General features: G+C 35.9%; 18 protein-coding genes. 8 read left to right on the top strand and 10 right to left on the bottom strand.

What is annotated here, in order from left to right; genetic code table 11:
* Window positions 1-140 precede the first annotated feature (140 nt).
* From ACPUVN_RS00395 to parC, 3 genes are all read left to right on the top strand, one after another.
* Window positions 141-1,919: a diguanylate cyclase domain-containing protein gene (locus tag ACPUVN_RS00395; protein ID WP_426358549.1), complete on the top strand. Its 1,779-nt coding sequence runs from the start codon at window positions 141-143 to the stop codon at window positions 1,917-1,919.
* Window positions 1,907-3,121: a GGDEF domain-containing protein gene (locus ACPUVN_RS00400; RefSeq protein ID WP_426358548.1), complete on the top strand. Its 1,215-nt coding sequence runs from the start codon at window positions 1,907-1,909 to the stop codon at window positions 3,119-3,121. The genes ACPUVN_RS00395 and ACPUVN_RS00400 overlap by 13 nt, the downstream gene beginning before the upstream one ends.
* Window positions 3,122-3,460: 339 nt before the next feature.
* Window positions 3,461-5,788, top strand: a complete 2,328-nt coding sequence (parC, locus tag ACPUVN_RS00405) for a DNA topoisomerase IV subunit A (protein ID WP_426358547.1) — start codon at window positions 3,461-3,463, stop codon at window positions 5,786-5,788.
* A gap of 180 nt (window positions 5,789-5,968) precedes the next feature.
* Here parC and ACPUVN_RS00410 read toward each other — a convergent pair whose 3' ends face one another.
* Window positions 5,969-6,523: a DUF6942 family protein gene (locus tag ACPUVN_RS00410; protein ID WP_426358546.1), complete on the bottom strand. Its 555-nt coding sequence runs from the start codon at window positions 6,521-6,523 to the stop codon at window positions 5,969-5,971.
* Between the two features lie 76 nt (window positions 6,524-6,599).
* Window positions 6,600-6,761, bottom strand: coding sequence for a DUF3545 family protein (locus tag ACPUVN_RS00415; protein WP_426358545.1), 162 nt, complete (start codon window positions 6,759-6,761; stop codon window positions 6,600-6,602).
* A gap of 257 nt (window positions 6,762-7,018) precedes the next feature.
* Here ACPUVN_RS00415 and yaaA point away from each other — a divergent pair, with 257 nt between their 5' ends.
* Complete coding sequence (gene yaaA / locus ACPUVN_RS00420) at window positions 7,019-7,795, top strand: peroxide stress protein YaaA (protein ID WP_426358544.1); 777 nt, start codon at window positions 7,019-7,021, stop codon at window positions 7,793-7,795.
* A 204-nt stretch (window positions 7,796-7,999) separates the two neighbouring features.
* Here yaaA and srmB read toward each other — a convergent pair whose 3' ends face one another.
* A complete protein-coding gene (gene srmB, locus ACPUVN_RS00425) occupies window positions 8,000-9,244 on the bottom strand; it encodes an ATP-dependent RNA helicase SrmB (protein WP_426358543.1) in 1,245 nt (414 codons plus the stop codon).
* A 58-nt stretch (window positions 9,245-9,302) separates the two neighbouring features.
* Window positions 9,303-9,830, bottom strand: a complete 528-nt coding sequence (gene fldB / locus ACPUVN_RS00430; RefSeq protein WP_426369732.1) for a flavodoxin FldB — start codon at window positions 9,828-9,830, stop codon at window positions 9,303-9,305.
* Between the two features lie 218 nt (window positions 9,831-10,048).
* Here fldB and dsbC point away from each other — a divergent pair, with 218 nt between their 5' ends.
* From dsbC to lysS, 4 genes are all read left to right on the top strand, one after another.
* Window positions 10,049-10,813, top strand: coding sequence for a bifunctional protein-disulfide isomerase/oxidoreductase DsbC (gene dsbC, locus ACPUVN_RS00435; protein WP_426369733.1), 765 nt, complete (start codon window positions 10,049-10,051; stop codon window positions 10,811-10,813).
* A 71-nt stretch (window positions 10,814-10,884) separates the two neighbouring features.
* The gene (gene recJ / locus ACPUVN_RS00440; RefSeq protein ID WP_426358540.1) at window positions 10,885-12,621 is read left to right on the top strand and encodes a single-stranded-DNA-specific exonuclease RecJ; all 1,737 of its coding nucleotides are present in this window, start codon (window positions 10,885-10,887) and stop codon (window positions 12,619-12,621) included.
* A 164-nt stretch (window positions 12,622-12,785) separates the two neighbouring features.
* A protein-coding gene (gene prfB, locus ACPUVN_RS00445; RefSeq protein WP_426369734.1) for a peptide chain release factor 2 occupies window positions 12,786-13,884 on the top strand; the annotation gives its coding sequence in 2 pieces (ribosomal slippage) (window positions 12,786-12,860 and window positions 12,862-13,884; 1,098 coding nt in all).
* Between the two features lie 260 nt (window positions 13,885-14,144).
* Window positions 14,145-15,719: a lysine--tRNA ligase gene (lysS, locus tag ACPUVN_RS00450; protein WP_426358538.1), complete on the top strand. Its 1,575-nt coding sequence runs from the start codon at window positions 14,145-14,147 to the stop codon at window positions 15,717-15,719.
* Window positions 15,720-15,860: 141 nt separating this feature from the next.
* Here the strand turns inward: lysS and flgE are convergent, their stop codons facing one another.
* From flgE to ACPUVN_RS00480, 6 genes are all read right to left on the bottom strand, one after another.
* Window positions 15,861-17,252, bottom strand: a complete 1,392-nt coding sequence (gene flgE / locus ACPUVN_RS00455; protein WP_426358537.1) for a flagellar hook protein FlgE — start codon at window positions 17,250-17,252, stop codon at window positions 15,861-15,863.
* Window positions 17,253-17,284: 32 nt separating this feature from the next.
* Entirely contained in the window at window positions 17,285-17,974 is a 690-nt protein-coding gene (locus tag ACPUVN_RS00460) for a flagellar hook assembly protein FlgD (RefSeq protein WP_426358536.1), read from the bottom strand.
* 20 nt (window positions 17,975-17,994) lie between these two features.
* Window positions 17,995-18,414 (bottom strand): flagellar basal body rod protein FlgC, encoded by a 420-nt coding sequence (gene flgC / locus ACPUVN_RS00465; protein ID WP_426358535.1) that lies wholly within the window; start codon window positions 18,412-18,414, stop codon window positions 17,995-17,997.
* A 2-nt stretch (window positions 18,415-18,416) separates the two neighbouring features.
* Entirely contained in the window at window positions 18,417-18,815 is a 399-nt protein-coding gene (gene flgB, locus ACPUVN_RS00470) for a flagellar basal body rod protein FlgB (protein WP_426358534.1), read from the bottom strand.
* 122 nt (window positions 18,816-18,937) lie between these two features.
* Window positions 18,938-19,768, bottom strand: a complete 831-nt coding sequence (locus ACPUVN_RS00475; protein WP_426358533.1) for a CheR family methyltransferase — start codon at window positions 19,766-19,768, stop codon at window positions 18,938-18,940.
* A 29-nt stretch (window positions 19,769-19,797) separates the two neighbouring features.
* Window positions 19,798-20,730 (bottom strand): chemotaxis protein, encoded by a 933-nt coding sequence (locus ACPUVN_RS00480; RefSeq protein ID WP_426358532.1) that lies wholly within the window; start codon window positions 20,728-20,730, stop codon window positions 19,798-19,800.
* Window positions 20,731-20,771: the final 41 nt, after the last annotated feature.

Below are 20,771 nucleotides of genomic sequence, written 5' to 3' on the forward strand. Positions count from 1 at the left end.
TATATTTGTTTCACTCTTTTGTAAAAAACAAAATAAAATTGATAAAAAGAATACATATTATATTCATACTGTGTTCTTTTTTGTTGATCCCTCTTCAAAGTTTCTCTAATGAGTTATCAGATGTAAAGTTTGATGAAATCATGACAAAGATAGAGTTATTGCAAAAAGATGATTTATTAATGGCAATTAAACTCGCCAAATTCTATGAAAAACGCCTTCCCGATTTTCGAATTGAAGAGCGTATTCGTTTTAAAAAGCTTCAAGCAGAGCTTTATAGTGATCAAACAGAATATAACTTAGCTGAAGCTATCGCGAATGAAGGGCTTGAGCTAACTAAACAGCTAACACATCCAAGCATTGACATGGCAGAGTTACTTAATATTAGAGGCTTTGCTGCTGAAAGAAGGGGGGATTATAAAGCTGCACTTTTAGATTATATGGCTGCTTTAGAAATAGCAGAGTCGTTAGATGATCGTAAAGTTGCTATACATACATTAACTAATTTAGGTGCCATTTATTATGTTCAAGATAAATATGAATATTCTATTATTGTATTAAATGATGCCTTAATCCAAGCACAGAATTTAAACGACGATGAAACATTAGGCTTGGTTTATATGGAGTTAGGTATTCTCTACAGCTATTTAAAGTTAGACAATAAAGCGGTAGAGTTTAATGATAAAGCTTTATACTATTTTAAAAAAGCGGACAAACTTCATAAAGCAACGATGACTTTACTCAGAATATCTGCGGCACATTATTTGAAAAGTAAACAATATCTAAAAGCCATTGAGTTTTATCAAAAGGTAATTGTTTTTGCTAAAAAATCGGGTAACATTTCCGATTTATTTCATACTTATTCGAAACTAGCTGAGGTTTACATAAAGAAAACTTCTAGTGAACCTGAAACTGCTTATAGCTATATTATACTTGCTGAAAAGTATAGTGAATTCGTTAATGGAGCTGGTTGGGAACTATTCTTTATAGTAAATAAAGCCGATGTGTTAAATCACTTAGAGCGCTACCAAGAAGGACTTGAGTTAATTACAAGGGCTGAAAGTATGCTGCCTTTAGAGCCTCTTGATATTCAAATATATACTACTTTAGATATTCTCCGCATAAAATCAGACTTATTTTATAACCAAGGGCTTTATCAAAAAGCTTACCAAACTCAAAATCAATACCATGAGAATATACTGGCAATAAATAGTCGTAATAATTTATATGCACTTGAAGGCTTACGTATCGAATATGAAAGTAAGCAACATGAGATCCAAGCTAAAATATTAGAAAATAAACGCCTTGTACAATCTTTAGCACTAAAAGAAGTTAATGAGAACTATCAAGAACGAACTTTTTTTATCACCATTTGTATTTTTACTATGTTGAGCTTAGCGTGGTTTTATTCTATAAATCTGAAAAATAGAAAGAAATTGCTTGAGAGTCGAGGTTCAGATCATTTAACAGATATACCTAATCGTCAAAACATATTATTGGCAGGATCGCGAGAATACAATCAAGCGGTTAACAATGAATTTAGCGTAATGATTATTAAAATAGATAATTTTACCAATATAAACCAAGTTAAAGGTTATGAAGTTGGTAATAATATATTAATTGAAATCTCATTAATTATTTTGAAGCTTGTTGGTGAAAGCGCACTTTGTGGTCGATATTCAAGTAATGAATTTATTGTGTTTTTACCCCATTGCAGTGCAGCAAAAGCTGAAAGTGTCGCAAACGGAATTCATAACAGTATTTATAGAAAGTCTTGGGAAAAATACGGATTAAAAGTTGTTTCAGTAAGTATTGGTATGAGTAATAAAGGTTCTGCCTCTTATGAGTCATTAATTAAAGAAACCAAAGCATTAAAACAGCAAGCTGTAACTTCAGGTGGTAATACAGTATGCATCTCATAAATTATAGAAACTTATTAGCTCTAATTATTACAATATTCTTTACGCTTTTCTTTTCGATGGGAGCATTGGCAAGTGAAGAGGAAGAAGCTTTTTATATTCCTATTTTCTCTCTCAATGCAAAAATAGAAAAGCTTATTGAATTAAATGAACTGAAATCAGCAACAGCAACTTCATTATCTGAAAGCCTCAAAGCTGACTTTGATAAACTAAACTCTGCCGAACAGTATTTGTATTTAGTGGTTCAGGCTAATAATACCCAAGGTATTAATCAACATCATCAAACGATTGATTTCTTATTACAGGCAAAATCTCTTGAGCCGAAGATTAATTCAGATCAACTCAGTCGTTTGGCGTTTATTAATTTATATCAAACTTTAGCTGACAGCTATGCAGGTATAGGTCAGTTTCAAAAAGCTTATGATGCCAAAAATACTTTTATAGCTAAGTACGACGCTTATTTAATACACGAAAGAGCCAAACATATTTTTTCTTTAGAAGAGAAATATGAAACTCACCGCAAAAAAGACATTAATACCTTACTTAATAATCAAACCGAATTAAAAGCGCTCGAAATTGACGAGTCATTAAACAATGAAGTTTTACAACGTCGCAATATTTATATTGTGAGCTTTTTAGTGCTTTTGTTTATCGGCTTATTATTGCGACTATTGGCGACGAATAAACATTTTCATGAACTTTCTAAGCAAGATATTTTAACGGGTATCAGAAACAGAAAAACATTATTCAGGCATGGAAAAAGTGCGATTAGACGCTGCACTGAAGCGCGTTCTGGTTTGTGTTTATTTGCTATAAAAATTGATAATTTTAAATTGTTAAATGATATTCATGGTGATTATATAGGTGATGAACTCTTAAAGAAGTTCGCTCTATTAAGTACTGAATCTATGAGAACACGTGATATTTTAGGTCGACTAGAAGATGCGACCTTTATTGCCGTATTACCTGAAGCATCTATAGATGAAGCAAAAGCTATTGCTCAACATTTAAAAGCAAAAGTTGCGGCCTATAAGTTTGATTACGTAGGGATAGATCAACAGCTTGGTATGAGTGTAGGTATTGTTGAGTTAAGTGAATCGTTAAATAATTTTGAATTATTACTCAATACGGCAATGAATGTTTTATACGAAATTAAGGATGGCGGCGGTAAGCAAATCAAAATTTATCAACAAGACGCTCAATAGCTCAATAAAATTAGCCTTAATGTATTAAAAACTCAATCAAGTATTTTCCCATTGTCGATAATCATATAAGCTACATAGTCAGGTGATCTGAATTTGGGGTAAGTGCTTTGTTAAATAACATCGTAAGGTTTTACTCAAAAACATATTAAAATCTACACAGTGAAATATCATTCAAATTCAAATCAGGTATTTAAGCTTTTATTTACTCACTATCAATAAGATATGATAGAAATACGAGTTAAATATCAGAAAATCCAGTACACATTAGATCAAAATAATAATTTAAGTTCATCATGAGTTGGTTAATCCAGCTTTAGCAACTTTTTAGGAAACTCATTCATGTCCGATATGCTCGATTATAGTCTTGACGGTGTTGAACAAAAACCCCTTCGAGAATTTACCGAAGAAGCTTATTTAAACTATTCAATGTACGTCATTATGGATCGTGCATTACCACATATCGGAGATGGCTTAAAACCCGTACAAAGACGTATTATTTACGCTATGTCTGAACTGGGTTTATCAGCTTTAGCCAAATACAAAAAATCTGCACGTACTGTAGGTGATGTATTAGGTAAATTTCATCCTCATGGTGACTCTGCTTGTTACGAAGCTATGGTATTAATGGCTCAACCTTTTTCTTACCGATATCCTTTAGTGGATGGTCAAGGTAACTGGGGTGCGCCAGATGATCCTAAATCGTTTGCTGCGATGCGTTATACCGAAGCTCGACTATCTAAGTTTAGTGAAGTGTTATTAAGTGAGTTAGGGCAAGGTACTGTTGATTGGGTACCTAACTTTGACGGCACGATGAAAGAGCCTAAAACCCTACCAGCTCGCTTACCTCATATTATGCTTAATGGCATTACGGGTATTGCTGTAGGTATGGCAACGGATATTCCACCACATAATGTAAGAGAAATTGCTGCAGCTTGTATTCATTTAATTGATACACCAAAAGCTGAAACGGTTGATTTACTTGAATATGTTAAAGGTCCAGATTATCCAACTGATGCCGAAATTATTACGCCGCAAGCTGAAATAGCTAAAATGTATGAAACAGGGCGCGGCAGTATTAAAATGCGTGCTGTATATGATGTAGAGCAAGGTGATATTGTTATTACTTCGCTGCCGCATCAGGCTTCTGGTGGTAAAATTCTTGAGCAGATAGCTGCACAAATGCAAGCTAAGAAGCTACCTATGGTGGTTGATTTACGTGATGAAGCGGATCATGAAAACCCAACTCGTTTGGTTGTTGTGCCTCGTTCAAATCGTGTTGACGTTGAGCAATTAATGCAGCATTTATTTGCCACAACCGATTTAGAAAAGAACTACCGTGTTAACTTAAATATGATCGGATTAGATAACAATCCATCCGTTAAGAATTTAGGGACCATTTTAAAAGAATGGATTGAGTATCGTCGTGAAACTATTAGACGAAAACTGCAATTCAGACTCGACAAAGTTTTAGCGCGATTACATATTTTAGATGGTTTACTCGTAGCTTATTTAAATATTGATGAAGTTATCGAAATTATTCGTGGCTATGACAACCCTAAAGCTGAGTTAATGTCGCGCTTTGAGTTGTCTGATCGCCAAGCTGAATCAATTCTTGAAATCAAATTACGTCAACTAGCTAAGCTTGAAGAAATTAAAATACGAGCTGAGCAAGATGAATTAAATATTGAGCGTGAATACTTAGAAAAAACGTTAAATTCAAAAGCTCGTATGAATACATTAATGAAAAAAGAAATTCTTGAAGCCGCTGAATTGTACGGTGATGATCGTCGTTCTGTACTTGTAGAGCGTGAAGAGTCTAAAGCCTTAACTGAAAAAGATTTAGTCCCAAGCGAAGCTGTTACTGTTGTGGTGTCAGAAAAAGGTTGGGCTCGATGTGGCAAAGGTCATGATATTGACCCATTAAGCTTGAGCTACAAAGCAGGTGATGCTTATCTTTGTTCTGCTAAAGGACGAAGTAATCGACCTGTGGTATTTATTGACTCATCGGGTCGCTCTTATGCCACTGAAGCGCATAGTTTACCTACAGCGAGAAGCCAAGGTGAACCACTAACAGGACGCTTTAGTATATCTTCAGGTGTTACGTTCGAACATACCTTGATGGCAGACGATGACTGTAAATACCTACTCAGTAGTGATGCGGGTTATGGTTTTGTAGGTTCATTTGAAGACATGCTTAGCCGAAATAAAAACGGTAAAGCCTTATTAAGCTTACCTGTTGCAGCTAAAGTTATGTTGCCTAAGGTTATAAATAATATTGATACTGCACTTGTTCTCGCAATAACAAGTGAAGGGCGTATGCTTTTATTCCCAATCAAAGATCTTCCTGTACTAAGCAAAGGTAAAGGCAACAAGGTTATTAATATTCCTTCAGCAAGAGCCAAAGTAAGAGACGAATTTCTGACGATTATTGAAGTAATACAACCAACTAGTGCTATTACCTTACATGCAGGTAAACGTAAGTTAACGCTTAAGCCTTCAGATGTAGAACATTACAGAGGTGAGCGTGGTCGTCGTGGTAGTAAGCTTCCAAGAGGATTACAACGCGTAGATCGTATTGAAATAGAATGTCCTAATGCAACGGATGAAGCGGTAGATTCAATAGACCAAATAGAGCCAATCAACCCAATTACACCTGAAGAAGGTTAAATAGTTAGCCTATCCCTGAATATATTTCAGGGATAGTTTCGTTTTATATCTGTATTAAATTTGGCTTCGCTTTAACTTAACTTAACTTAACTTAACTTAACTTAACCTTAATCTATAAATAGCTCAGCCGTAAAATAAGTTTGAAGTTTAAAAACTAAAACGACATTAAAGATTTATTCTCTATGCTTCTAATTGTTTCATTAGCTGAACTAGTTGAGTTATTTTAATATTTGATAACTGCCTGTAATCAAAATACGGGCAAATGATAATTCTGCTCTTCGTATTAATAGCAAAACTTTCAGAAAGCCAATAACAGTGTTCATCTATACCTAACTTATTGGCGTAGGTTTTCCCCATAATTAAACTAATAGTATGATTAGCTTTATCCTCATCTTGCTTTTCTTTTAGCTCATCAAAACTAACGGCTGAAAATAATAGCTGCTCATTACCATGTGCTTGCAGTAAATATTCATCACGAAGTAACTGCCAAGAAGTAAAGTTATGTGTTGAATATTCAAATAATAGCTTAGCAAAAACATTAAAGATTTTACGCCAATGATTACCTGTTAATTGTCCTATTCTTGTTACATCACCTGGCTGTAAAGCATTTACAGAGCTTAACTCTTGGTATTCAGGTAATGGCGGTATGTTTTCAATATAAACGTTTATTGTGGCGTTAGTCGCACCAAATCCGAATTGATTTTTAAGATGAGAAGGGGGATTTTTATGAGGCATGATGAGTCTTTTTTTAACAATAAAAAACTCGGATAAACCGAGTTTTAGTAAGAGTGATTATTTACATATGGAAAAGCTAATAATCATCAAGCATGTAATCTAATGGATTATCTAATGCTCTGAGCTCTTTTTCTAGCTGGTGTTGATCTTTTAGTAATTCTATTTCACGCCATTTTCTTTTGTTATTGTTTTTATTTGATTTTGGTTGCGTATCTACTACTTCTTGATGTGTACTCATGAAATGCTCCTTGTTTACAACAGCACCTTTTTAATATCATAAGTTTTTAATAAGTGGAATCTTTAATTTTCAGTTTGATTTAACTGTTTGAATTTTATTCATATTTTATTTTTAGTTATAAAATGATGTATAAGTTGACTAACTTTATTAAATGAGAAGTAACAATTTTTACTTAAAGTTAATAAAAATAAGCTTGTAGCTATGCTATAGTGATTAATATTAGTTATTTTTAAACGCTTTAAAACCAAGGTCTTATCATGTTAATTGTTGTATCTCCTGCTAAAAAATTAGATTTTGAAACACCATCACCAACCCCTAAGTTCACTCAATCAAATTTATTGGAGCATAGTCAGGAGCTTATCAATCGTTGTGTAAAGTTAACGCCTGCTGATCTTTCGTCATTAATGCATATTAGTGATCAATTGGCGGGGCTAAACACTGCTCGTTTTGGTGAATGGTCATTACCTTTTACCACTGACAATGCTAAACAAGCCGTATTAGCTTTTAGTGGTGATGTTTATACGGGTTTACAAGCTTATACTTTTAGCGATGAGTCTTTTGATTTTGCTCAGCAACATTTAAGAATATTATCTGGCTTATATGGTTTATTAAAACCTTTAGACTTGGTTCAAGCTTACCGTTTAGAAATGGGCATTAAGCTAGATAACGATAGAGGTACTAATCTGTATCAGTTTTGGGGCGATATCATTACAGAAAACTTAAACGCTGCAATTGCTGAGCAAGGTGATGATGTTCTAGTTAACTTAGCGTCTAACGAATACTTTAAGTCAGTTAATAAGAAGGCGTTAAAGGCGACTATTATTACTCCTGCTTTTAAAGATTGGAAAAATGGTCAATATAAAATAATCAGCTTCTATGCGAAAAAAGCTCGTGGCTTGATGGCCAATTACATTATTGAAAATAAAATTTCTAAGTTAGATGACTTGAAGAAATTTAGTAGTGCAGGCTATGAATACAGTGAAGACTTATCGAAAGGTAATGATTGGGTCTTTACCCGTAAAGAAATGGATTAGATCTTATACCAATTTTAAGGATAAATTTTCAGCTAGGTATTCAGCTTATTATTTCATTGGGTATTCATAAAAACCAAATGAATAATTAAGCGAAAATTAAAATAGAAAAGCACCATGATTATGGTGCTTTTTTTGTGAGCTTTAAAAAATAACAGACCGTTTAGATAAAAGCCTTTAAATAAAAATTAGATAAGAGTCTTATGATTATTTAGATTTCTTAGCTGATCTTTTTGCTATTTTTTTAGCTTTAGCTTTTTTCTGAGCTGTTGTTCTTTTAACTTTCGGTTTTTTAACCGCAACTCTAGCTTCTTTATGCTTAGGGCGTAGCTCTTCGATTACACGACGTTGAAGTCTTTCATCAGCGTATCGTTCAATTTTACCGATAACCGCCATATCATGTGCTTCAACTAAAGATATCGCCGTACCTTTGTTTCCAGCTCTGCCTGTACGACCGATTCTATGTATATAAATATCGGCTTTTCTTGGCATATCAAAGTTAATAACATGAGTAATGTCATCAATATCTAAACCACGAGCAGCAACATCAGTTGCTATTAAAATATTTACTTTGCCTGTGCGTAAACGGTCAACCGAGTTGTTACGTTTGTCTTGTGGCATTTTGCCTTCAAGCCAAGCACAAGGTAATTCATCAGCATAAAGCTTACCTGATAAATGTTGTACTGTTTCTCTTTTATTAGCAAAAACTACAGCACGTTTAACGTCTTCTTGTTTAAGAATATTGGCTAGCAACTTGTACTTATGATCAGAGTCATCAGCAATATGGATCCACTGATGAATTTTAGCTTTTTCTTTTCGAGAAGGATTCGACTCTAAGAATACAGGCTCTGTTAATACTTCTTTTGCACAACGAATAACACCAGCACCTTCCAATGTTGCAGAAAATAGCATGGTTTGTTTGCGCCATCGTGCTTCAGCAATAATACGATTGATAACTTCAGAAAACCCCATGTCTAACATGCGATCAGCTTCATCAAGTATTAATATCTCAATATCGCGGGCATCAAACTGTTCGCTTTCAATGTATTCCATTAAACGACCAGGAGTCGCAACTAACATATCAAGATTAGTGGTTAGTAACTCTTTATGGCTACCGTAATTAACGCCACCAGTGATCACACCTGATTTTAAATGGGTAAGAGACGTCAATAACTCACATTGTTCATGAGTTTGTAAAGCAAGCTCACGTGTAGGAGATAGAATTAATACACGAGGAAACCCAGGTTTATTTCTTGGATAGTCAAGTAAGTGTTGTGCAGCAGGAAGTAAAAATGCAGCTGTTTTACCTGTACCCGTTGGTGCAGAGGCTAAAATATCTTTACCTTGCATCGCTTCAGGTATAACAAGTTCTTGAATTGATGTTGGTTTTTTAAAACCTGCATTTTGGATACCGCCTAGAAGTTCAGAATCTAGGTCAAACTGCTCAAACATAGTTACTCTTAATATTGAATTTATATGGCGGCATTATAATGCTAAATGGGATGAGATCCTAAATACTATTGAATATTTTTTCTAATTCTTTTTCTAGATTTTCACACCATAGAGCGATACGAGCTTCAGATAAATCATATTGATTATCTTCGTCTAACGATAATCCGACAAATTGGCTTTTATCATCAGTTAACGCTTTCGATTGCGCAAACTCATATCCTTCATTTGACCAATGACCAATAACATAAGCGCCAACCATCTGAACTTGTTCGTGCAGCATGCCTAAAGCGTCTTGAAACCAATCGGTATAACCTATTTGATCGCCCATGCCGTAAAGAGCAACAATCTTATTTTCTAAATTAAGATCCGCTATATCTTCCCATTTCGCTTCCCAATCTTCTTGTAACTCGCCATAATCCCATGTAGAAATACCTAAGATAATAATATCGAAATTAGCTATTTCAGATAAAGGCGTGTCTTTAATGTTATGGAGTTCTACAGTGAAGGACTTTAATGCTTCTTGAATTCTTTCTGCTGCAATTTCGGTATAACAAGTGGTGGAACCATAAAATAAACCAATTTTCATTGATAAGCCTTAGTGAATATTTAATGACTTGAGGGTTAAATTTTTGCGATTAGTTTATCAGATCTAATCTGAATTTCGTTAGTTTTAATAATTTCTAACATTTTATTTAAGGTTTATTATAAGTAATTGTTTTATAATTTTAATGTATTAGTTACGTGCAATTATAAATGATTGAAAGCGGTCTTATGGCTGATTGTTAATTTTTTTGGATATAATAAATGAAAGTTTTTAAGTTTATATTAGTGTTATTTTCTGTATTATTTGTTAATACATCAGTATTAGCTGTAAGCGAAGGCGGATCGAAAAATGGTCAAACTGCTTTTGATAGTAAAGTTATTACCATTAAGTTATTGTCTAAATTAGGTTTACAAGCCGAGTCAATAAAAGCTTCATCAATGGTCGGTATGGCTGAGGTTGTTACTAAGCAAGGTTTGTTTTATGTAAGCTTTGATGGTAATTACATTCTTCAAGGTAAGTTATATAGCATAGAAAAAGATGTTATTGATTTAACTGAAACGGCACTGGCTGATGTAAGGCTGAGTGGTGTTAAAAAGTTCGATAATAATATGATCACTTACCCTGCTAAAAATGAAAAACATGTGATTACTGTTTTTACTGATATCACTTGTGGCTATTGCCGTAAATTACACGAGCAAATGCAAGATTATAATGATTTAGGTATTACAGTTAGATATTTAGCTTACCCTCGTGCGGGTGTTAGAGATCAACTAGGTAACTATTCTCAAAGCTTTAAAGATTTACGTTCTATTTGGTGTCATGAAACACCAACAACAGCATTAACCAATGCAAAGACTGGTTCTAATGTAGCTGAACGTATTTGTGAACAACCGATTGAAGCTGAATTTGATTTTGGTCGTCAAATTGGTGTTAACGGTACACCTGCTATTATTTTTGAAAATGGTTTTATGATGCCAGGTTATCAACCACCTGAAAAACTTGCTCAAATATTAAATAATTTATAAAACTATGTTATAAAAAAGAGCTACTACTATAAGTAGCTCTTTTTTTATCTAAATACTCTATAGGCAACGTGATGCAAAAAAAAATCCAACGTAGGCCAACTCATTCCACAAGCAACTTACCTAGCTCTCTTCATCCTATTATTAAACAGATTTACGCTAATCGTGGGATCTCTGCTGAAAACGAATTGTTATTAAATGTTGGTCAATTAGCTCCTGTTGATTCTTTAAAAGATATCACCCTTGCTTCACAAATATTACATCAAGCTTTTATCGATGATTTAAATATATGTATTATTGGTGATTTTGATGCAGATGGCGCAACAAGTACTGCGTTAATGACCCAAGCTTTTACTATGTTGGGCTATCATAACCATCAATTTCTTGTCCCTAATCGTTTCGAATTTGGTTATGGTTTAACGCCTGAAATTGTTGATATGGCAGCTGGGCAGGGCGCACAACTTCTTATCACGGTTGATAACGGTATTAGTTGTTTAGCGGGTGTTAAACATGCGAAGTCGTTAGGTTTACAAGTGGTGATAACTGATCATCATTTACCAGGTAAAACATTACCTAATGCTGATGCTATTGTTAACCCAAATCAACATGAGTGTTCCTTTGTAAGTAAGTCTATTGCGGGTGTTGGCGTGGCTTTTTATTTAATGCTAGCGCTGCGTAAACATTTACGTGAGCAACAATGGTTTGAAACTAAACAAATGGTTGAACCGAATATTGCACAATTACTTGATCTTGTTGCTTTAGGTACGGTTGCCGATGTAGTAACCCTTGATAACAATAACCGTATTTTAGTTTCTCAAGGTTTAAAGCGTATTCGTGCAGGTCAAACCCGTCCAGGTATTCAAGCGTTACTTGAAATTGCAGGCAAAAATCAACAGCGTATTGTTGCAAGTGACTTTGGTTTTGCTTTGGGTCCTAGAATAAATGCCGCAGGGCGTTTAGACGACATGTCGTTTGGCATTAACTGTTTATTAGCAAAAGATTTAGCTACAGCGCGCACTATGGCTGCAGAACTAGATGAGCTGAATAAAGCACGCCGCTCTATTGAACAAGGCATGCAGTTTGAAGCGGAAAAAATCATGTCAGCTTTGAACTACGAAGAAGGCAATTTGCCTAATGCGATATCACTTTTTCAAAAAGATTGGCACCAAGGTGTTATTGGCATAGTGGCTGGCAGGCTAAAAGAAAAATATCATCGTCCAAGTATCGTGTTTGCCGCTGCAGATATTGACGATCCAAAAAGTGATATTAAAGGCTCTGCTCGTTCAATCCCTGGTTTACATATTCGTGACTTACTTGAACATATTGATTCTCAACATCCAGGATTAATTATAAAGTTTGGTGGTCATGCTATGGCGGCAGGGCTTTCTATTCCAGTAGAACATTTTGAAACTTTCCAGCAGTTATTTAATCAATATGCAGGTCAATGGATTGCTGAAGAAGATTTACAAGGGACTTTATTGTCAGACGGAGAGCTAAATTTACCTGAGCTGACTTTAGATTTTGCCGAATTGATCAGAGAGTCAGGTCCATGGGGACAGAACTTTGCCGAACCTGTATTTGATGATAGCTTTTTAATTATTCAACAGCGAATTGTGGGTGAAAAACACCTAAAAGTTGTATTACAGAAAAACAACAAAGTCTTTGATGGCATAGCTTTTAATGTTGATGTTAGCCAATGGCCTAATCAAAAAGCTAACCAAGTACATGTCGCTTATAAACTTGATGTGAATGAATTTAGAGGTAAGCAAAGCGTACAATTTATGATAGAAGACATACAAGTTATCAACTAAATCTCTCTGTATTAGAAGGGTTATATTTCATATTTATCTATATAACCTTTCTACTTATTCTTTCTGAAAATCAACATAAATAGTAACGTTTATTTACCCTCTAAATTACGGTATAATGCGCGACTATTTTTTATCTTTTCTCGTTTAGAAGTGCTAAATAACTCATGTTAGAAGTAAATCCAGTATTAAATAAAATCAAAGAAATGCGTGAACGTACCGACCTTTTACGGGGGTACCTTTGACTACGATCTGAAATCAGAGCGATTAGTTGAAGTTTCACGGGAGTTAGAATCTCCAGATGTTTGGAATGATGCCGAGCGCGCACAAGCCCTTGGTAAAGAAAGAGCATCACTTGAAATGGTAGTAGAAACCATTAATGATTTAGATACAGGTTGTGAAGATGTTGAGGGCTTAGTTGAGTTAGCCGTTGAAGAAGAAGATGAAGATACTTTCAACGATGCAGAAACTGAAGCTAACGAGTTAGATAAGAAACTCGCAAAATTAGAATTCCGTCGCATGTTCTCAGGCGATCACGATGAAAACGGTTGTTACTTAGATATTCAATCAGGCTCAGGCGGAACAGAAGCTCAAGATTGGGCTGAAATGCTGATGAGAATGTACCTGCGTTGGGGAGAAGCTAAAGGCTTCAAAACTGAATTGATCGAAGTTACTGATGGTGATGTAGCAGGTATTAAAGGCTGTACTATCAAATACTCAGGTGAATATGCATTTGGTTGGTTGCGTACCGAAACAGGTGTACATCGCTTAGTACGTAAATCACCTTTCGATTCAAGTGGTCGACGCCATACATCATTTGCTTCTGCTTTTATTTATCCTGAAATAGACGACAATATTGATATTGATATCAATCCAGCTGATTTACGTATCGATACCTTCCGTGCATCAGGCGCAGGTGGTCAGCATGTAAACAAAACTGACTCAGCTATTCGTATTACGCATGAGCCAACAGGTGCAGTAGTGGCTTGTCAGGCGGATCGCTCGCAACATAAAAACCGTGCAACAGCGATGAAGCTTTTAAAAGCCAAGCTTTACGAGATGGAAATACAAAAGCAAAATGAAGATAAACAAGTATTAGAAGACGGTAAGTCTGATATTGGGTGGGGCAGTCAAATCCGCTCTTATGTATTAGACGACAGTCGTATTAAAGATTTAAGAACGGGTGTAGAAAATCGAAACACTCAAGCCGTATTAGACGGCGATTTAGATAAATTTTTAGAAGCCAGCTTAAAGTCTGGTTTGTAAACTATTTTCAACATATTGAAAATAGAACTTATAGAAAACAAGCAAGCCGTATTAGATGGCGATTTAGATAAATTTTTAGAAGCCAGTTTAAAGTCTAGTTTGTAGGTTATTTTCAAAAACATTGAAAACATAACTTACAGAAAACCCGTATTAGATGGAGATTTAGATAAGTTTTTATAAGCCAGTTTAACGTCAGGTTTATAAATCCTTATGAACTCTTTCAACCCATTGCAAAATTAAAGATAACCTTGAGAAATAAAATGACAGATAAAGCTAATAATGCACCTGCAGCACAAGATGAAAATAAACTTATTGCTGAGCGCCGTGTAAAACTTGAAAAAATTCGCTCTAATAGTTCTGCGAATGGTTTTCCAAATGATTTTAACCGTGAACATTTAGCTGCTGATATTCAGGCTGAACATGGTGAAAAAACCAAAGAAGAGCTTGAAGCATTACAAGTAACTTATGCTATTGCTGGTCGTGTTATGGCAAAGCGTGGTCCATTTTTAGTCATACAAGACTCGTCAGGTCGCATTCAAGGTTATTCTGAAAAGACTGTTCAAAAAGAAATACGTGAAAAATGGGGTTCATTAGATATTGGCGATATCGTAGGTATTAAAGGTATTTTACATAAATCAGGTAAGGGCGATCTTTACGTGAATATGGACGAGTACTCATTACTCACTAAATCTTTACGTCCATTACCTGAAAAATTCCACGGTTTATCAGATCAAGAAACTAAGTATCGTCAACGTTACGTTGATTTAATTATCAACGAAGATACACGTAATACTTTTAAAATTCGTTCAAAAATAGTTTCTGGTATTCGTAACTTTTTAGAACAACGTGATTTTATGGAAGTAGAAACACCGATGTTACAAATAATTCCAGGTGGTGCTACGGCTAAACCTTTTATGACACATCACAATACTTTTGATCTTGATATGTACTTACGTATAGCACCTGAACTTAACTTAAAGCGTTTAGTCGTAGGTGGTTTTGATCGTGTGTTTGAAATTAACCGTAGTTTCCGTAACGAAGGTATTTCAACACGTCATAACCCTGAATTCACCATGATTGAATTTTACCAAGCTTACGCTGATTATCATGACTTGATGAATACTACTGAAGAAATGTTACGCACTATTGCACAAGATGTATTAGGTACTACAACAATTCGAAATACCGTTAAGAACGCTGAAGGTGAAGTAGTAGAAGAGAAATTTTATGATCTTGGTAAGCCGTTCGCACGCTTATCAATGGTTGATGCTATTTTACAATATGGTAAAGATCATCGTGGTGCTGAGCAGCTTGATGAAGCAGCTTTACGTGACCCAGAAAATAACTTTGACGCAATTAAAGCCATGGCAAAAGCTGTTGGTGTTAAAGAGAATGAAGCGTCTAAAGTTTGGGGTCCAGGTAAATATATTTGTGAAATCTTTGAAGAAGTTGCAGAGCATTTATTAGACCAGCCAACATTCATTACAGAATACCCATGGGAAGTTTCACCACTTGCTCGTCGTAACGATGACAACTCATTCATCACTGACCGTTTCGAGTTCTTTGTTGGTGGTCGTGAATTAGCGAATGGTTTCTCTGAGCTTAACGATGCAGAAGACCAAGCAGAACGTTTCCAAAAACAAGTTGCAGAAAAAGATGCTGGTGATGATGAAGCAATGCACTACGATGCTGATTATATCAATGCATTAGAATACGGTATGCCTCCAACAGCTGGTGAAGGTATTGGTATTGATCGCTTAGTAATGTTATTTACTGATTCACCAACGATTAAAGACGTTATCTTGTTCCCGCATATGCGTCCAGAAGCTGAATAATTAGCTTAGTTCAGACAACAAAAAATCCGCTAATTAGCGGATTTTTTATTGGGTACTTATAAGAGCTATGTCACTAGAGTTTTTACATAACCTATTTAATAATCTTGACGGAGGTTATTTAGATTACCGAGCTATTAGAATTTATCGGATTTGTAAAATTGTTTGGTTCAGCTGGTTATCTACTTCTAACGATCTCGAGTTCGCTTGAAAGTTACGTTGAGCAGAAATCAAATCAATTAACTCTGTTGTTAAGTTAACATTTGATTGCTCTAACGCTGACGAGTTAATGGTTCCATAAGTACCGACTCCAGCTTCACCTGCTAATGCTTCACCCGATAAAATACTTTCTTTCCAGTTAGTATTACCTTCTTGAGTTAAGCCTTGATCATTTGCAAAGCTAACCAAAGCAACACGAGCCAATGCTTGAGATGTACCATTACTATAAGTTGCTTGCACTAGTCCATCGGCGCCAATGTCTAAACCAGTAAGTCGACCTACAGGCAAACCATTTTGTTCTAATGATGTTACTTCAAAACCTGAAGCAAATTGAGTCGGTTCGTTACTGTTTACACCAGCAGTATCTAAATTAAAGTCAATTATAATCGTTTGAGCTGCATCTGAACCATTTGTAAGTATAGATGCACCTAAAGCTGCCGTTTGAAAGCCACCTGCTGGCTCTTGAGCAACAAAGTCACCACTTGAGTTAAAACTTAATCTAGCACCTGTAAAACCTGCATTCGCACCTACTGTATTTGTTGTACCATCTGATGCGTCTAAACTAACTTGTTCATTATCAACAGCTGCAAGTACTAACCAAGGGTTAGAAGCTGGTGAAGCAGCAACAGGAGGTGTGGCTGTCAGATCCTCAGCAACAGCAGCATTAGGAGCTTCTTTAATAAAGTAATAGGTCATGATATGACTATCACCCAACGAATCAAAAACAGTTACTGACGTTGAATGGTTGTAAGTTAATGGATCTGTTAAGTCAAAAGTACCTGGTGAACCTGTAATTATTGAGTCACCAGCGGGTAGGTTCATTCGCACATCTACTTCAGTTGTTGTTTCAGGAGCACCTGACGCTGTAGGTATTTGAATAGGTTCTGACGTACTTAAACTTACAGAAGATGAACTTCCATCTGTATTTACTGGAAAACCAAGTAAATGCTGACCTGCAGAATTAACTACAAAGTTGTCATCGTTTAACTTGAATTGACCTGCACGTGTGTATGAAAATTCTAAGCTATTTAATTCAGGCACTACAGCAAAAAAACCGTTACCTGTAATCGCTAAATCTAATGAGTTTTCAGTAAACTGAATACTACCCTGAGAAAACTGTTGTGCTACTTCAGAAGTTAATACACCGTCTCCAACTTTTGTTTTACCTGCAGAAAGTAAAGATGCAGCGTAAACATCAACAAATTCAGCACGAGATTCTTTAAAGCCTACAGTGCTTACGTTGGCAATGTTATTTGAAGTAACATCAAGATCTTTCTGAGCCGCGTTTAAGCCGCTTAATGCGATATTAAAAGACATATATCCACCTTATAAATTAATTTGTTGGTTGGTTAACCTTCAGACACTTCAACAACGTCTTGTAACGCCATAGAAGTACCACCATTTAGATTTAAAACGATATCGCCACCAGCACCAGCTAAAGTTACACTATCAACTTTACGGTAGGTCATCGCTTGAAGTTCTGATGCTTGGCCATCTACCAGCCCAGCAACTCTGAAACGATATGCACCCGTTGGTGCAGGGTCTCCGTTACCGTCTAATCCATTCCAAGTAAAACTTGCTTCACCAGCTGCCATATCTCCTACAGCAACTGTTTGAATAATTTCGCCTGCTGTGTTTTCAACGTAAATGTTAATGTTGCTGGCATTTTCATCAGTTACAATTTTGCCAATAACCTCGTCGCCTTCAGTCATACCAAATACATTGTCATCAACTAATACACTTCTTCCAACAAGAGATGAAGCCTGTAACGCTTGGCTTGAAGACATGGTCGAGGCGAACGACGTAAACTGATCATTTAAGTTTGCCACACCATCAGTAGTCGAGAATGCCGTCATTTGAGATATCATCTCATTGTTATCTGTCGGCTCTGTAGGATCCTGATGTGCTAATTCTGCAGTAAGCAATGAGAAAAAATCTTCTTGCGTAAGCATACCGTTGCCGTTGTCAGCTTCGGTATAGCTTTCTTGTTGCCAGCGTAAAGAGTCTAACGCTGTACCACCAGTTACTGTATCAACCATTTCCTACTCCTAAAAAGTAATTAGCGTTGACCCAATGTTAATGTTTTATTCAACATGTTTTTAGCTGACTCAGCCAGTTGCACATTGGTTTGATATGAACGAGATGCTGAAATCATATTAGTCATCTCTTCAATTACATTAACATTAGGCTTATAAATATAGCCGTCTTTATCTGCCATCGGGTGCTCTGGAGAGTATTCAACGTTTAAAGGTTTGTTACTTTCAACTATACCTAAAACTTGAACACCTACTGAGCTTTCTTGCCCTGCGGCAGCTTTCTGCATCTCTGCGGCAAAAACTGGATGTCTTGCTCTATACGTTTCATCAATACTGCTACTTACGCTATCTGCGTTAGCAATGTTACTTGCTGTAGTATTTAAACGTACCGACTGAGCGCTCATGCCCGTACCACTTATGTTAAACACGTTAAATAGACTCATGATTATTGCGCTCCAGTTATTGCTTTTTTCAAGCCTTGAATTTTTCCAGTAAGGAATTGTAAGCTAGCTTGATAACGCATAGAGTTATCTAAATACAAGTTTCGTTCCAACTGTACATCTACTGTGTTGCCATCACCGGTATCTGGTTGATTTGGCATGCGAAATACTAGTCCGCTACTCGCTTGAATACTAACATCTAGATGCTTTTCATGAGTACGAGACATACCTGTTTGTTGTTTTTGTGCCGCTTGGGATAGCATTTTGTCGAAATCCATCGCTTTAGCTTTATAACCAGGCGTATCTGCATTCGCAATATTGCCGGCAACAACTTCCGCTTGCTTAGAGCGAAGCGCTAAACTCTCAGGATGTATTCCAAATGCTTTGTCAAAACTAATAGCCATAACATCACCTCTTTTGTAATTAAACTGACATATTCAAGTATTATGCCAAGCAAAAGTGTCAATATTATGGGGTTTAAGAAAGGGAGTTGTACGTGATTGTTCTATAAAGGATTGTTGGAGGTTTACTGCTTCTGATAAACTATTCCTGGGTTGCAACGAACCATAGAAAAGTCTTGGCTAAGCCCAGATATTGACTCAGACGCACCTAAAAATAAATAGCTGTTAGGGTTCAAAATACCATGTATTTGAGTAAGGATTTTAGTTTTAATTTCGGGTGAGAAATAGATAAGAACATTACGACAAAACACCAAATCAAACTTTCCCATCAAGCTATAGCTATTGAGTAAATTTAATTGTCGAAAGTTAACCATCTTTTTGGTTGCATCATTTACTTGCCACATACCTTTGTCACTCGGCACAAAGAATCTTTTCTTACGCTCCTCTGACAAACCTCTAGAAAGGGCTAAGCTGTCATAATAGCCGACCTTACAATGATCTAGCATGGTTGTAGATATATCTGTGCCTGTAATCTGCACTCCTCGTGGAAATGCTTTGCGGTTCGTTTGTAAAAACTCTTGTACTGCCATAGCAATAGAATAGGGTTCTTGACCTGAAGAACTTGCTGCAGACCATATTTTTAAAGACGGCTTACTTTCAGCCAACTCTGGCAATAGCTTATTTTTAAATAGCTCGAAAGGGTAGTCGTCACGAAACCATAAGGTTTCATTCGTTGTCATAGCATCTATAACGGCAGCACGAAGTTGTCGTTCAGCAGGATTTTGAGTTTGTTTTACTAAGGTTGTTAAACTATCAATTTTAAAGGTTGAAAGCAGAGGAGATAATCGGCTTTTAACTAAATATTGTTTATTTTCACCTAAGACAATGCCACATTGCAGTTCTAGAAATGTTCTAAACTCGAAATAGTTTCTTTCATCAAGTAGCCTATGTGGCACGTATACTTTCCTTTTTATAAAACGACAATTTATTTATCATTAATCTTTAACCATTTTTTTACTGCAGTAGCTAATTCATCAGGATTAAACTTAGGAATAAAGTCATCAGCACCTACTTTTTCAACCATAGCATTGTTAAAAATACCACTTAATGATGTGTGTAAAATAATAGGTAGCGCACGCATTTTTTCAGTCGCTTTAACTTCTGCAGTCAATGTGTAGCCGTCCATCTCAGGCATTTCAATATCTGAAATCATTAAGGCGACTTTTTCTGTAATGCTGTTTTCACATGTTTCAGCAATTTCTTGTAACTGGTCTAAAGCTTCTTGGCCATTCTTAGCCAATATAATATTTAACCCTAAAGGTGCAAGAGCACGTTTTACTTGGTTTCTCGCTACTGCTGAGTCATCAGCAATCATGACTAATTTGTCACCTACTTGTTCACCCACCGTAACGTCTGCAACACCTTCACTTAACTCGGTAGAAACAGGGTTAATTTCATTTAATATTTTTTCAACATCTAAAATAGACACCATTTCGTTATCTATTTCAGTCACCGCAGTCAAGTAACTTGATTTACCTGCACCTTCAGGCGGCGGCATAACATCTTTCCAGCTAAGAGTTGTGATCCTTTCAACACTCGCCACCAAGAACCCCTGAACACTACGGTTATATTCAGCAATAATAATAAACGAATTTTCAGTTTGTTCGATGGCAGGACCACCCGTTGCCTTACTTAAATCGATCACTGAAATTGTTTGACCACGAATATGAGCAATGCCTTTAATGTATTTATCTTGTTTAGGCATAGGAGTTAATCTAGGACACTGTAAAACTTCTCTTACTTTAAACACGTTAATGCCAAAACGTTGGCGACCAACTAATTTAAATAACAATAACTCAAGCCTATTTTGACCGACTAATTGAGTACGTTGATTAACTGAATCTAGAATACTTGCCATAAAAACCTCATATTACGTTGTGCTAATTTACTTAGGCACAC

Origin of the sequence: Pseudocolwellia antarctica (assembly GCF_049933045.1) — a bacterium.
In the GTDB taxonomy this organism is placed as follows: Bacteria; Pseudomonadota; Gammaproteobacteria; order Enterobacterales; family Alteromonadaceae; genus Pseudocolwellia.